This is a genomic window from Yimella lutea, from assembly GCF_006715095.1.
Lineage (GTDB): Bacteria > Actinomycetota > Actinomycetes > Actinomycetales > Dermatophilaceae > Yimella > Yimella lutea.
Map to the genome: position 1 here is coordinate 3504797 of NZ_VFMO01000001.1, position 13750 is coordinate 3518546.

13 protein-coding genes are annotated in these 13750 nt (G+C 69.0%); 1 reads left to right on the forward strand and 12 read right to left on the reverse strand.

Annotated features, from left to right (window positions below):
- Window position 1: 1 nt before the first annotated feature.
- From FB459_RS16875 to FB459_RS16885, 3 genes are read right to left on the reverse strand one after another with little or no spacing between them, the layout of a single operon-like run.
- On the reverse strand, window positions 2-733 hold the full coding sequence (locus tag FB459_RS16875) for an amino acid ABC transporter ATP-binding protein (RefSeq protein ID WP_141929318.1): 732 nt from the start codon (window positions 731-733) through the stop codon (window positions 2-4).
- Window positions 730-1608, reverse strand: a complete 879-nt coding sequence (locus tag FB459_RS16880; RefSeq protein WP_141929319.1) for an amino acid ABC transporter permease — start codon at window positions 1606-1608, stop codon at window positions 730-732. The genes FB459_RS16875 and FB459_RS16880 overlap by 4 nt, the downstream gene beginning before the upstream one ends.
- The gene (locus tag FB459_RS16885) at window positions 1605-2177 is read right to left on the reverse strand and encodes a type 2 periplasmic-binding domain-containing protein (protein WP_141929320.1); all 573 of its coding nucleotides are present in this window, start codon (window positions 2175-2177) and stop codon (window positions 1605-1607) included. The genes FB459_RS16880 and FB459_RS16885 overlap by 4 nt, the downstream gene beginning before the upstream one ends.
- 90 nt (window positions 2178-2267) lie before the next feature.
- Here FB459_RS16885 and FB459_RS16890 point away from each other — a divergent pair, with 90 nt between their 5' ends.
- Complete coding sequence (locus FB459_RS16890) at window positions 2268-2966, forward strand: DedA family protein (protein WP_141929321.1); 699 nt, start codon at window positions 2268-2270, stop codon at window positions 2964-2966.
- 64 nt (window positions 2967-3030) lie between these two features.
- Here FB459_RS16890 and FB459_RS16895 read toward each other — a convergent pair whose 3' ends face one another.
- From FB459_RS16895 to nirB, 9 genes are all read right to left on the reverse strand, one after another.
- Window positions 3031-4707, reverse strand: coding sequence for a DUF2339 domain-containing protein (locus FB459_RS16895; RefSeq protein ID WP_170221984.1), 1677 nt, complete (start codon window positions 4705-4707; stop codon window positions 3031-3033).
- A gap of 124 nt (window positions 4708-4831) precedes the next feature.
- Window positions 4832-5473, reverse strand: a complete 642-nt coding sequence (locus FB459_RS16900) for a response regulator (protein ID WP_141929323.1) — start codon at window positions 5471-5473, stop codon at window positions 4832-4834.
- Window positions 5470-6639: a MacS family sensor histidine kinase gene (macS, locus tag FB459_RS16905; protein ID WP_211345222.1), complete on the reverse strand. Its 1170-nt coding sequence runs from the start codon at window positions 6637-6639 to the stop codon at window positions 5470-5472. Before macS ends, FB459_RS16900 begins: the two co-directional genes overlap by 4 nt.
- A gap of 172 nt (window positions 6640-6811) precedes the next feature.
- Window positions 6812-7591 carry a LemA family protein gene (locus tag FB459_RS16910; protein ID WP_141929324.1) on the reverse strand — a complete coding sequence of 260 codons (780 nt, stop codon included), beginning with the start codon at window positions 7589-7591 and terminating at the stop codon, window positions 6812-6814.
- Between the two features lie 57 nt (window positions 7592-7648).
- Complete coding sequence (locus FB459_RS16915) at window positions 7649-8335, reverse strand: sirohydrochlorin chelatase (RefSeq protein WP_141929325.1); 687 nt, start codon at window positions 8333-8335, stop codon at window positions 7649-7651.
- Window positions 8332-9450 carry a uroporphyrinogen-III synthase gene (locus FB459_RS16920; protein ID WP_342771360.1) on the reverse strand — a complete coding sequence of 373 codons (1119 nt, stop codon included), beginning with the start codon at window positions 9448-9450 and terminating at the stop codon, window positions 8332-8334. The genes FB459_RS16915 and FB459_RS16920 overlap by 4 nt, the downstream gene beginning before the upstream one ends.
- On the reverse strand, window positions 9447-10610 hold the full coding sequence (gene cobA, locus FB459_RS16925) for a uroporphyrinogen-III C-methyltransferase (RefSeq protein WP_141929326.1): 1164 nt from the start codon (window positions 10608-10610) through the stop codon (window positions 9447-9449). Before cobA ends, FB459_RS16920 begins: the two co-directional genes overlap by 4 nt.
- On the reverse strand, window positions 10607-11050 hold the full coding sequence (locus FB459_RS16930) for a nitrite reductase (NAD(P)H) small subunit (protein WP_240795917.1): 444 nt from the start codon (window positions 11048-11050) through the stop codon (window positions 10607-10609). The genes cobA and FB459_RS16930 overlap by 4 nt, the downstream gene beginning before the upstream one ends.
- Complete coding sequence (gene nirB / locus FB459_RS16935) at window positions 11047-13659, reverse strand: nitrite reductase large subunit NirB (RefSeq protein ID WP_141929327.1); 2613 nt, start codon at window positions 13657-13659, stop codon at window positions 11047-11049. Before nirB ends, FB459_RS16930 begins: the two co-directional genes overlap by 4 nt.
- Window positions 13660-13750: the final 91 nt, after the last annotated feature.

The following is a 13750-nucleotide window of genomic DNA, read 5'->3' on the forward strand; positions in this document are numbered from 1 at the left end:
CTCAGTGCAGCAGACGCGACAGGAACTGCTGCAGACGGGGGTTCTCCGAATGGTCCAGCACCTGCTCGGGGGCGCCGCGTTCGACGATCTGTCCGCCGTCGAGGAAGCACACCTGGTCGGCCACCGAGCGGGCGAACCCCATCTCGTGGGTGTTGAGGATCATCGTGACGCCCTCCTGCTTGAGTTCGCCAAGCAGATCGAGCACCTCCCCGACGAGTTCGGGGTCGAGCGCGGAGGTGACCTCGTCGAGCAGCATCAGCCGCGGGGAGTTCACCAGCGCGCGAGCGATCGCGACGCGCTGCTGCTGACCACCTGAGAGGTCGTCGGGGCGGGCTTTCGCCTTGTGCGCCAGGCCGACCCGCTCGAGCATGCCCATCGCCGCATCGCGGGCCTCGGCTCGGTCGTGCTTGTGCACACGCACCGGCGCGAGCGTGACGTTGTCGAGCACACTCATGTGCGGGAACAGGTTGTACGCCTGGAAGACGACACCCATCTGGGCACGCACCTTGTCGACATCGACCCGCGGGTCGGTGATGTCGCGTCCGGCGAAGGTGACGACACCGTCGTCGACCTCCTCCAGCAGGTTGATGCAGCGCAGGATCGTCGACTTGCCCGAGCCGGAGGCCCCGATGAGCACGACGCACTCGCCTTCGTCGACGGCGAGGTCGACGTGCCGCAGCACGGTGTGCGCGCCGAAGGTCTTCCGCACACCGTCGAGTTCGAGCAGGCTCACAGCATCCCTCCCGCACCCTGGAAGCCCTGCTTGCGCGCGTACCAGTCGGTGAACCGTGCCATCGGCACCGTGAGGCAGACGAACAGGAAGCCGGCGACGACGTACGGCGTGAAGTTGAAGTCGACGGCGGTGGAGATCTGGGCCGCTTTGATCGCGTCGACCACACCGAGCACCGCGATGAGACCGGAGTCCTTCTGCAGCGACACGAGGTCGTTCATCAGGGCCGGGATGACCCGACGCACCGCCTGCGGCATCACCACGAACCGCAACGTCTGGCCGTAGCCGAGCCCGAGCGACCGGGCAGCAGCACGCTGCGACGGGTGCACCGATTCGATGCCGGCGCGCAGCACCTCCGCGACGTACGCCGAATAGGACAGCACCAGCGCGACGCCACCCCAGAAGATGCTGGTGTCGGGCAGCCCCTGCAGACCCAGCGCCGGCATGCCGAACCCCAGCAGCAGCAGCAACAGCAGCAACGGCAGACCGCGGGGCAGGTCGGTGTAGACCACCGCGAACATCCGTAACGGGAAGAACACCGGGCCGCGCAGCGTGCGCATCACCGCAAGCAGCATCGAGCACGCGAGGATGACGACGCCGCAGATGAGCATCACCCTGATGTTCAGCCAGAGCCCGCGCAGCACATCGGGGAACGACTCCTTCGCCTTCTCCCAGTTGAAGAAGGTTTCGTGCACGGCGGCCCAGCCCGGGCTGGTGACCAGCAACGTGCCGGCGACACCGAGCACCACGATCGTGCTCAATGTCGCGATGAGCGCGGATCTCCGTTGCCGGCTCGCCCGGTAGGCGGCCCGTTCCCGCTCGACGGCCGACGGGGTCCAGTCGTCCTTGGTCGTTGCTTCGTTCGGGGCAGCGGTCATCGCCGGCTCCCGACGACGACTGCTGGGCGGACGCGGCGGGTCACGACAGCTTCGGCGCGCCCTGCTTGGACAGCCACTCGTCGGCGAGCTGGGTCAGGGTCCTCGCTGATCGAGACCTGGTTGAGGTCGAGGTCGAACGCCTTCGGGCCGGGGGTGATCACGTTGTTGAACGGCACCTTCGCCCAGACCACCTCGGCCTTGGTGTAGCCGAGTTCCTGCGCGATCGCGTAGGCGACGGCCGACTCGTACCCCTTGCCGTTGCTCGGGGTGTTGTCGGAGAACCACGGCTCGTAGGCCGGGTTGTCGGTGCCGATCGTCAGCTTGCCCGCGGTCTTCGTCTTCAGCGACGCCTTGTCGCAGGACGCCGCAGCCGACGTACCCGAACCGGCCGCAGACGAACTGGTCGAGCTCGACGAATCCGACTTCGGCGCACCGCACGCAGCGAGCAGGACGACCGTGGACACCACACCGATGCGCCGGGCGAACAGGCCGGCGGAGAAGAACGCAGCATGGCCGAAGCGTCCGCGGGCGGCGCCGCCCGAATTCGGGCGATTCCGCAGATTGGTCACCCGTTCAGTGGCGGCGACACTGCCTATTACGGCGGCTCGCGGGCGACATTCAGGGAACGATCATCCGTCCCCGTACGCTGGTGTCCCGTGATGCATACTTTCGCTCCTGTCGCTCTCGGCCCGAGCTGGATGGACCCTGCGTGGCTCCTCGAGCAGTACGGCGGGGCGTTCTTCTGGATCTCGCTCGCGATCGTCTTCATCGAGTGCGGCCTGTTCTTCCCGATCCTGCCCGGCGACTCGCTGCTGTTCGCGGTCGGCATGTTCTCGGTCAGCTCCCAGGGCATCGGCATCCCGCTGTACCTGTCGATCCCAGCGCTGATGATCGCCGCGTTCGCCGGCAACGTCGTCGGCTACGAGATCGGACGCAAACTAGGTGAACCGCTGTACGAGCGGGACGGGCGCATCATCAAACGCAAGTACTTCGACCAGACCAACGCGTTCTTCGACAAGCACGGCAACAAGGCCCTGGTCATCGGACGCTTCGTGCCGATCGTGCGCACGTTCATCACCGTCGTTGCCGGCGTCTCCAAGATGGACCGCCGTCGGTTCTTCACCTGGTCGGGTGTCGGCGCCGTCCTGTGGGTCGGGCTGATCGTCGGAGCCGGCGCGCTGCTGGGCAACGTGGCGTTCGTGCGCGACAACCTGGAGACCGCCATCCTGATCATCGTGGCGTTCTCGGTGCTGCCGATGATCGTCGAGTACGTCCGCCACCGCCGCCAGGCCGAGGTGATCATCGACGAGACCACGGACGCGGCCCGCGACATCGTCACCGGCGATCACAAGAACTGATCGGCGAACGCGCCGAGGCGCCCGGACCGCTTCGGTCCGGGCGCCTCGCTGTCTGCGATGCCGCTCACCAGGTCACCATCGGGCGCGGCTGTTGAGGGGCGCTCTGCTCCTCCTCCACCCCACGTGCGGCGGCCCGCTTGGCGAACGCCTGAGCGTACCCGGCGCCTGCCGCCAGGAGCGTGAGACCGACGACGATGAAGGCACCGGCGCGGACGATGCCGTCCAGACTGGACAAGTCGTGCAGGAACAGCTTGCCCAGCGCCAGGACACTGACGCTCAGCCCCATCGAAACGGTCGCGGTCGCGCTGCCCTCCACGCGTAGGCTCAGCCACAGCAGCGCCGAAGCGATCAGCATCCAGGTCACCGTGATCGCGAACTGCGCAACCGGGCGGCCGCCGTCGCCGAGCACGAGGGCGAACAGTCCGCGGTGCACCAGACCGGTGCTCGCCAGCAGAGCGATCGTGCCGAGCGCGGTGGCACCTTCCTTGTCCGCACCGTAGCGGCGCACACCGACCAGCGCGATCAGCAGAGCGGAGATCGTCATCAACAGACCCGCGGTGAACGCGACGCCGGGTTCGTCCTCGACCGAGGTCCCGACTCCCGTGACAGCGACGGCGAGGTACCCGGCCGCGGTGAAGACGATCGACAACGCCGCGGCGTAGTGGTTCTTCACCTGGTAGGTGGACGCTGCCAGGACTACACCGATACCGAGCAGGATCACCGACAACCACGGACCGCGGGTGACGGTCACTGCGGACGCCATCAGTGCAGCACCGACCACGAGAGCCGCGGCTGCAGAGGTACCGGTACCCACCGGTCGGGCGGCGACCACCGCGCCGAGGGTCATCACGGCGATCGCCGCGCCGGCGATCGCGGCGACCGGACCGGTCAGCGAAGTGACGGCGACGATCATCGGCACACTCGCGACGGCGTACACGCAGGCAGTGATCCATTCGTTCGTGCGACGGCTCGCCATCAGTGCCGAGGCGAGAGCGATCGTGGCCACGAGGTAGGCCGCGACGTGCGTGCTGGCCCGGTACGACTCCAGTTCTGCGGCGACCGTCGCCGCGAGCGCCACCGGCAGGGTGCGGGCGGCTGCGATGGCCGGCCAGTCCTTGGAGAACTCGGGGACGCAGCCGGCCGCCTGCAACAGCACGAGGAAGGCGATCAGCGGGACGGTGAGACCTTCGGTCAGCACCGGGGCGAGCACGCCGACTCCGGCGGTCATCATCACCGCAAGAGCCTGAGAGTTCCAGCGCATCGCGATCGCCACCGTGCCGGCCGCGATCGCCGCGGCGATCACGAGTCCGGCGGCTCCGGGGATCCATTCGTAGAAGTTGGTCGCCGCGACCACGCACAGGAAGAGGCCGGCGGTACCGGTCGCGGCCAGTGCGATGGCACCGATGCGTCCACCGAGGCTCGACTCCAGGCGAATCGATCCTGCGAGCAGCAGACCGGACAGCAGTGCGCCGCCGGCCACGCGAATCTCGGGGCGCAGCAGTCCTGCTCGGGCAGCGATGACCAGCAGCATGACGACGCCGATGAGGGTCACGAAGACCCCTGCGCCGGCGAAGATCTTGCCGATGACCCCGTCGCGCTCCCACCACGGTCGGCGGACCTGTGGTCGGAGCGGAGGGTATTGATAGGCCGGCTGCGGACCGGATCCGGTGTTGTAGTGAGCGCCGTTCGGGTACTGGTGCTGACCCTGCGGGCCGGGCTGAGTGTTCGGTGTCGTGTTCATGCCTTCAACCCTGGTTCGGCGCGGCCGAACGGACATGAGTAGCACTACTCAACCGACATAGGTACTTCCTGAACGTTCCCCTACCTACGCGTACAGACGACGGCGTTCACACCGGAGCCGGGTCTCAGTCGAGGCCGTGCTCCATGGCGTACCTCGCCAACTCGACGCGGTTGCTCAGCTGGAGTTTGCGCAAGGACGACTGGACGTGGTTCTCGACGGTGCGGTGCGAGACACCGAGGCGGGTGCCGACCTGCTTGGCGCTCAAGCCTTTTGCGACAAACCGGAGCACCTCGGTCTCGCGGTCGGTGAGCTTGGGCAGGTCCGGTCCGTCGCCCGTCGGGACGGTCGCCATCCGGCGGTACTCCCCCAGCACCAGACCGGCCAGGCCGGGCGTGAAGATCGCTTGTCCCTCGGCAGTGGCGGTGACGGCCTCCACGAGTTCGGCTTGGCTCGCCGACTTCACCAGGTATCCGCTGGCACCGGCCTTTACCGCTTCCAGCACGTCCTCGCGCTCGGAGGACGCGGACAGCACGAGAATCCGGGTCGCCGGTGAGTGTTCCAGCACGGCGACCGTCGCCTGTGCGCCGTTTCCGTCCGGAAGGTGCATATCCATCAGGACGACGTCAGGCTTGGTCGCAGCTGCTCGATTCGCCGCTGCCGCAACAGAATCCGCGGTTGCGACCACCTCGAATCCGTGCTCGGTGAGGTCACGACCGACACCGTCGCGCCACATCGGGTGGTCGTCGACCACCATGATCGTCGTCATCGCTGCTCGGCTCCCGTCGACGGAATGTGCACTTCCCACTCGGTGCCCTCACCGGGCGCGGTGAACAGGTCGACCGTGCCGCCGAGGTCGGTGACGCGACCCCTGATCGACTTGCTCACACCCATCCTGCCCTCGGCCGCTGCCTCGGCGAGCCGGGACGGGTCGAAACCCGCCCCGTCGTCCCGCACCGCCACCACGATCTCCTCGCCATCGTCCTCGAGCAGGACGTACGACCTCGCGTCGGCGCCGGCATGCTTGGCGGTGTTGTCGATCGCGGCACACACGACGGCCACGATCTCGTCGGTCATCTGCTCGGGCAGCACGATCGGTTGCCCGGGCGCGGCGAGGGAAACCTGCGTCGGCAGTACTTCCTCAAGGCGTGATCGCAGGTCACGCTGCACCGGCACCGGCACCGGCACCGGCGCCTCGACGCCGGCCTGACGAGACAGCAGTTTGCGTAACGCGTCCTCCTGCTCCGCGGCCAGTCGGGCGAGTTCGGCTGTCGGACCACCGATTTCCGCGCCCCTGCGACGCACGAGCGCGAGCACCTGGAGGGTCGAGTCGTGCACCTCCCGGGCCAGTCGTTCGCGCTCCGATGCGGCCGCCTCGAGCCGGATCGCCCGGTCTATCTGCTCGCGGGCACGCCGGACGATCTGGGCTCCCATCCCGACCGCAAGGCCGACGGTCAGCAGAATCGGCAGCGTCGCGTCGAAACCGATGTTGTCGAGTTGGTTGCAGATCGCGAGCGCCGACAGCCCGACGAGACCGGCGCACGCCAGTCCCCACCACGGACCGAGCAGGATCGCGACGGAGACAACCGCATTCGCGGCCCAAAAGGTCGTAGGCACCGTCTGGTGGCGATCGAAATAGTTGTTCTTACCGCCCACCATCAAGGTGCTAGCCATGAGCAACAGCGTCACCACGACCTCGGCTGCGACGACCTGCCGGCGGCGGCGGTACCCGAACGCGAGCAGCATCGCCGCGATGCCCGACCAGATCAACATCAGGGCGAAGACGGCCCAACTCAGCAAGGGTCGGACGTAATGCTCGACCACGGTCCACTGCACCGCACCGGCATAGATCAGCGAGGCGAGACGGAACACCTGGGCGGCGCGCCACAACGGCAGCAGACCCGATGAATCGCGTTGCAGCGTCGCCGTACTCACGTCATCACAGTAGTCGGCAAAGTGCACTGACCTGCGAAGTTGATGCTCTCTTGGTGGACCTCGCGAAACCCATACCTGCGTCTGGTGCGCGCCTGACGTACTGCTTCGCGAAAGGTCCGGGCACCGCGGGGGTGTCCGGACCTTTCGTCCTGCTCCGACTGTTACGAGGCGGTCAGTTGCCCTGGCCCGGGTAGCCCTGCGGCTGCTGGCCACCCTGCTGCGGGTAACCCTGCGGCTGCGACTGCTGATGCGGATACTGCTGTCCCGGAAGGGGATTCGGCATCGTACCCTGCTGCTCGATCTGCGGGTACTGCGTTGAGTGCGGCTCGACCGGGTCACCTGGGTCGGGCATGTTGTACCCGCCGGGACCACCTGCGGTACCGCCGGGACCGGTGCCGAAGTTCACGTTCGGGACGGCGCGCTCGTTGCCCTCGGCTTCGAAGTACTCGGCCCGCGCGACACCGGCCGGACCCGCGAGGAATTTGGTCGGGATCGACTCGATCGCGGTGTTGAGTTCGCGGACGATCGCGTTGTAGTAGCGGCGACCCGAGGCGATGCGGTCCTCGGTGGACGACAGTTCGTTCTGCAGTCCGAGGAAGTTGGAGTTCGACTTCAGATCCGGGTAGGCCTCGGCGACCGCCATGAGGCGTCCGAGCGCCTGGGTCAACTGGCCCTCGTTCTGCGCAGCGGTTGCCGGTGTGTCGCCGCCGCTGATCGCGGCCGAGCGGGCGCGCAGCACTTCGTCGAGCGTTGCGCGTTCGTGCTGGGCGTATCCCTTCACGGTCTCGATGAGGTTTGGGATGAGGTCGTGACGTCGCTTGAGTTCGACGTCGATCTGGTGCCAGGCCTCCTGCACCTGGTTACGCTTCTTCACCAGGCCGTTGTAGGACGAGATGCCCCACACCACGAGCAGGACGATGATCAGGACGATGGCGAGCAGAACCCACGTCATCAGCAAGTCTCCTTCTGTTGCATTGCCGCTCAGCCTACGTGCTGGTCGGCTCCCGGATCAGCTGTCCACACCCTCGAACCGCCGCAGCACCAACTCGGCCAGCCGCGGGTCGTCGCCCAGCGGCGCCGACACCCGTGCCCCGAGGCCGGTGAGCCGGTCGTGGAAGAAGCCGGGCCCCATGAGGTAACTCGCGACGACCACCGCGCCCGGGTCGCCGCCGTGCTCTGCGGCAGCCACCCGGACGGCGTCGTCCACCGAAGGCTGCCGGGCGGCCAGATAGCCCAGCGCGACCGTCCCGGCCCAGCGTTCGGCGAGCAGGTCACGCATCCGTTCGGCGTCCGTCGCGCCGGCGGCGCGGCTCGATCCGGCGACGGCGAGCACCACCGGGGCGTTCAGCGTCGCGCCGGCGTCGACGAGCCGGTCGACGAGCACCTGCGCCAGCAACGCGTGCGGACCGAGCGCGGGCGCGGCGTGGGCGTGCGGGTGGGCCGCCACGGCCTGCGCCACGTCAACCTCGGTGTGGAAGCCCGACGACAGCAGCAGCGGCACGACCACCACCGAATCGTGCTGCGCCGCAAGGTCGTTCACGACCTGCGGCAACTCCGGTTGCTGCACGTCGACGTACGCCTCGCGCACGGTGAGGTCGGGGCGACGGCGCGCGACCTGCGCGACGATCGAGCGCACGACAGCCTGCCCCTGCGGGTTGTCGGTGCCGTGGGCGCAGACGACGAGCGCACGCGTCATCGGTCGGCCACCGCCAGGCGGTAACCCCGCTTGACGACGGTGGTGACCAGATCACGGTCGGGCAGCGCGTCGCGCAGTCGGGCGACGGCGACCTCGGCGACGTGCGGGTCGACGGCGGTGCCGGGCAGCACCGCGAGGATCTGCTCGCGGGTCACCACCGCACCGTCGGCGGCCGCGAGGCGGTGCAGCACCGCCAGGCCGGCCGGTGACAGGCTGAGCCGCCGGCCGTCGAGCACCGCCTCCGAACGCCAGACCCGCAGGGTGCCCGCCGGGGTGACCGCCTGTGTCGCGTGCACCGGCAGGTGCGCCACCAACGACCGCACCAGCGCGCCGAGCCGGAAACGGTCGGGCACCATCGGATCGATCCCGACCAGCCGCAACGGGGCCGCGGTGACCGGGCCGACGGCCGCGGCGACGACGCCGCCGTCGACGGCCATCGCCGCCACACACTCCCGCTCCAGACCCAGGCCGCGGGCGCTGTCGAGGAAGGCCTGTGCTCCGGGTGCGGAGGTGAAGACCACCGAGTCGTACTCCCGGTCGACCACGCGGCGGACGCCGTCCGCGACGGCTCGGGGGTCGGCAGCCGGCCCCCAGCGGTAGACCACGAGCGGTTGCACCGTGGCGCCCGCGTCGGTGAACGCCTCGTCGAGACCGTCGGAGCCGGCGCCGTGGTGTTGCACCGCGATCCGCAGGTCGGCGATCGATTCGGACAGCAGGAAGTCGCGCACCTCGGCGTTGGTCTCCGATTCAGCCACCCAGTCGGGTTCGAGTCCGGCGGCGCGCAGCGCGCCGCTGGTCTTCGGGCCGCGGGCGATGATGCGGGTGTCGCGCAGCATGGCGAGAAGTTCGTCGGCGAGGCCCGCGGCGTCGGCGGCCTCGATCCATCCGGTGAAGCCGACACCGGTCGTGCCAACCACGATCTGCGGCGGTTCGGCGATCAACTCCTTTGTCGCGCGCAGGAGTTCGGCATCGTCGACGTGAGGCACCACCGACAGGGTGGGGGCGTGCGCGATCTGCGCACCGCGCCGCTCGAGGGCTGCGGCGAGCTCGGCGCTGCGGCGCTGCCCGGTGAGCAACACCCGGGCACCGACCAGTTGGTCGCCCACCGGGTTCACGAAGATCCGTTCACGGCGTGCGGGTTGCCCGGGTCAGCACCGTCGGGGTCGGTGAGATCGGTGGGATCGGCGAGTTGGCCGACGACGTCGCCGATGACGATCACCGCGGGATTGCCGATCTGCTGCGTCAGCACCTGCTCGGTGATCGTGGCGAGGGTGCCGCGCACGCTGCGCTGCTGCGGGCTGTATGCCTTGTGCACCGCCGCCACCGGGGTCGCGGGGTCTTTGCCGGCGCTCACCAGCGACGCGGCGAGTTCGGGCAACCGCCCCATGCCCATGAGCACGACGATCGTGTGCGGCCACTGCACGAGCACGTCCGGTGACACCTCGTCGTGACCCGAGATCATCAGCACGCCGGCGGCCACCCCGCGGTGGGTCACCGGCACCAGTCCCGCCAGCGGCGCGGCGAAGGCCGAACTCACGCCGGGCACGACCTCGACCTCGACGTCGGCCTCGCGGCACGCGATCCATTCCTCGCCGCCGCGTCCGAGAACGAACGGGTCGCCGCCCTTGAGCCGCACGACGTACTGCCCGCGGCGGGCGCGGTCGATGAGGATCTGGTTGATCTCGTGCTGCGGCACGGGGTGGCGGTAGGGGGTCTTGCCGACGTCGACGACCTCGGCGGTCGAGCCCAGGCTGCGCAGCAGCCCGACGGGGGCGAGGCGGTCGGTGACGACCACATCGGCGCGGGCCAGTTCGCGGCGTCCGCGCACGGTGATGAGGTCGTCGGCGCCCGGGCCGCCGCCCACCAGCACGACCTTGCCGGTCGAGGATTCGGGACGGATCTCGCGCAGCGTCACGTTGGCCTCGATGACCGCGTCGTCGATCGTCGCGGCGTCGTAGGTGCGCGCGTCGCCGCCCTCGAACCACGCCTTCGCCGCGGTGGCAAGGGCACGCAGCCGCTCGGTCTCGGCGGGGTCTTGTTCGTCGGCCGAGACCAGCCACACGTCGGCAAGATCGGCGGCGGTCACCGCGGCGGTGTTCCAGGCGATCGCGTCGGACGTGTAGAGATCGCGCAGGTCTTCGCACAGGGTAGGTGCGTGCACGCGCACGGTCGCGCCGGTCGCGAGCAGCGCCGCAACCCGAGCGGCCGAGATCGGGCCGCCACCGACGACGAGCACCGGCTTACCGGCGAGATCCATCGCGTGCAACGGGGTCATGCGCTCAACACATCCGTCGTGGTCGGCGGGACGACGCACTCGCCGACCTCGAGCCGGTCGTCGACCACCCGGGTGCTCCAGGTGCCCAGGCAGACCTGATCGTCGGTCGTGCACCGACCGGTCGCCAAGTAGAACGTCTGCTTATACATAGGAGAAACAAGCGTACGGTGAATCGTGCCTCCGACGCAGATCGATCCCACGATGCCGCGGGCCATCACCTGCGCCCCGCTGAACGGGTCCCGGTTGCCGACGGCGTGGATCGAGCCGTCGATGAGCCGCACCACCGCCACCTGAGCGGCGCCCACGCGCACCGGCACCGCGCGTTCCAACGGGATGGCGACCAGGTCGGCCACCGGCGTCCAGTGGATGGGAGCAGTCGCCGGGTCTGTGATCGGGTCGGCCATCGCGTCTGTGACCGCGTCGGTCATCTCATCGGTCATCGGCGAATCTCCAGGGTCGGACCGGACAGGAACACCGGACGGCGCGCCGCATCGACGACCTCGATCTGCGGGTCGCTGCGCTCGGCTGAGGTGGCCGGACGCCGTTGGCCGCGCTCGACCACGTAGTGCAGGTCGTCGTCGGGGGTGTCGTCGTTGACGAACGACGCGAACCGGGCGAGCTTGGCCGGGTCGTCGAGCACGTCGCGCCACTCGTCGGAGTAGGAGTCGACGTGCTTTGCCATCGCCGCGTCGAGGTCGGCGGCCACGCCGAGGCTGTCGTGCAGGATCACGTCGCGCACGTGGTCAAGCCCGCCGTCGATCTCCTCCAGCCAGGCGGCCGTGCGTTGCAGCCGGTCGGCGGTGCGGATGTAGTACATGAAGAAGCGGTCGATCGCCTGCACGAGGCCGGCATCGTCGAGGTCTTCGGCGAGCAACTGTGCGTGGCGCGGGGTGAATCCGCCGTTGCCTCCGACGTAGAGATTCCATCCCTTCTCGGTGGCGATGACTCCGACGTCCTTGCCACGGGCCTCGGCGCACTCACGCGCGCAACCCGACACCCCGACCTTGAGCTTGTGCGGCGATCGCAGTCCGCGGTAGCGCAGTTCGAGGGCGATCGCCATGCCCACGGAGTCCTGCACGCCGTAGCGGCACCAGGTGCGTCCGACGCACGACTTCACCGTGCGCAGCGACTTGCCGTAGGCGTGGCCCGACTCGAAGCCGGCGTCGACGAGCCGCTTCCAGATCGCCGGCAACTGGTCGACCCGGGCACCGAACAGATCGATGCGTTGGCCGCCGGTGATCTTGGTGTAGAGGTCGAAGTCGGCGGCCACCTGGCCGATCGCGATGAGGCCCTGCGGGGTGATCTCGCCGCCGGGGATGCGCGGCACCACCGAGTAGGTGCCGTCCTTCTGCAGGTTGGCGAGCATGTGGTCGTTGGTGTCCTGCAGGCCGCCCTGCTCGCCGTCGAGGATGTGCCCGTTGCCCAGGCTGGCGAGGATCGAGGCGACCGTCGGCTTGCAGACATCGCAGCCGTGACCGGTGCCGTGCCGTTCTACGATCGCGCTGAAGGTGGTGAGGCCGGTGACCTGCACGGCGCCGAACAGCTCCGCCCGGCTCATCGAGAAGTGTTCGCACAGTGCCTTGGTGACCTCGACGCCGGCCGCGGCGAGCTGCACCTCGGTGATCTTCTTGACCAGCGGCAGGCAGGAGCCGCAGCTCGTGCCGGCCTTCGTGCAGCCCTTCACGTCCGCGAGGCTGCAGCACCCTTCCTGGTCGACGGCCCGGCGCACCTGCCCGGCGCTGACGTTATTGCACGAGCAGACGGTGGCTTCGTCGGGCAGCTCCAGCTGCGCCGCTTCGCCGCCTTCGGGTGCCACCAAAGCGGCTGGGTCAAAGGCGAGTTCCTGACCGAGCATCGGGCGCAGCGAAGCATAGGCGCTGGCGTCGCCGACGAGGATGCCACCCAGCAGGGTGCGGGCGTCGTCGCTGACGACGAGCTTCTTGTAGACGCCGTTGACCGCGTCGGCATAGGCCACCTCGAGACAACCAGACGTGGTGGCGAAGGCGTCACCGAACGAGGCGACGTCGACGCCGAGCAACTTCAGCTTGGTCGAGGAGTCGGCACCCGGGAAGGTCGCCTCACCGTCGAGCAGCCGGTCGACGACCACCTCCGCCATGGCGTAGCCCGGCGCGACGAGCCCCCACACCCGACCGTCGATGCAGGCCACTTCACCGATCGCGCTGACCAGTTCGTCGTCGGTGCGACAGCCGGAGTCGACGACCACTCCGCCCCGCTCGCCGATCGTCAGACCGGCGTCGCGGGCGAGTTCGTCGCGCGGTCGCACGCCGGTGGCGAAGATGACCACCTCGACGTCGATCGAGTCGCCGTCGGCGAAGGTCATCGCCCGCACCCGTCCGGTGCGTTTGTCGGTGATCTTGGCGGTGGCCGTGTCGGTGCGGACGGTGACCCCCAACGCCTCGATGAGCCGGCGCAGTTGCGCTCCGCCGCCTTCGTCGACCTGCAACGGCATCAGCCGGGGCGCGAACTCGACCACGGTGGCCTCGGCGCCGAGCGCCTGCAACGCGCCGGCCGCCTCGAGCCCGAGCAGGCCACCGCCGACGACGGCTCCGCGCACCGGCCGGCCCGGATGGTCGGCCCGCAGCTTCTCGACGAACGACCGCAGGTCGGCGACGTCGTCGATCGTGCGGTAGACGAAACATCCGCGCAGGTCTTTGCCGGCCACCGGCGGCACCGCCGCGTACGACCCGGTGGCCAACACCAGGTGGTCGTAGCTGAGCAACTGCCCGGTCGACAATTCGACCACGCGGGCCAGCCGGTCGACCCGCAGCGCGCGGACGCCCTTGCGCAGGCGCACCAGCGGGTCGCGCCACAACTGGTCCTGCCCGAGCGCGAGGTCGTCGGGGTCGCGGCCGGTGAAGTAGGAGGTCAACGCCACGCGGTCGTAGGGCGGACGCGGCTCCTCGGCCAGCACCGTCACCCGGTAGCTGTCGGCGTTGTCCCGGGCTCGGAGGGCTTCGACGAAGCGGTGCGCGACCATGCCGGCGCCCACCACGACGACGTGTCGCTGATTCGGGTCGGTCGGGCTCATCGCAGGCTCCTGGCTTCGTCGGGGGTCATCGGGATGGTTCGAAAGTAGGTGCGTCGTGTTTCGGCACGAGGTCCGAAAATGTTTCGGGCAG

Excerpts from the sequence above, each read along its gene's own strand:
- FB459_RS16880 (WP_141929319.1), bottom strand. The coding sequence starts at position 1,608 with ATGACCGCTGCCCCGAACGAAGCAACGACCAAGGACGACTGGACCCCG.
- FB459_RS16890 (WP_141929321.1), top strand. The coding sequence starts at position 2,268 with ATGCATACTTTCGCTCCTGTCGCTCTCGGCCCGAGCTGGATGGACCCT.
- FB459_RS16895 (WP_170221984.1), bottom strand. The coding sequence starts at position 4,707 with ATGAACACGACACCGAACACTCAGCCCGGCCCGCAGGGTCAGCACCAG.
- FB459_RS16900 (WP_141929323.1), bottom strand. The coding sequence starts at position 5,473 with ATGACGACGATCATGGTGGTCGACGACCACCCGATGTGGCGCGACGGT.
- FB459_RS16910 (WP_141929324.1), bottom strand. The coding sequence starts at position 7,591 with ATGACGTGGGTTCTGCTCGCCATCGTCCTGATCATCGTCCTGCTCGTG.
- FB459_RS16915 (WP_141929325.1), bottom strand. The coding sequence starts at position 8,335 with ATGACGCGTGCGCTCGTCGTCTGCGCCCACGGCACCGACAACCCGCAG.
- cobA (WP_141929326.1), bottom strand. The coding sequence starts at position 10,610 with ATGACCCCGTTGCACGCGATGGATCTCGCCGGTAAGCCGGTGCTCGTC.
- FB459_RS16930 (WP_240795917.1), bottom strand. The coding sequence starts at position 11,050 with ATGACCGATGAGATGACCGACGCGGTCACAGACGCGATGGCCGACCCG.
- nirB (WP_141929327.1), bottom strand. The coding sequence starts at position 13,659 with ATGAGCCCGACCGACCCGAATCAGCGACACGTCGTCGTGGTGGGCGCC.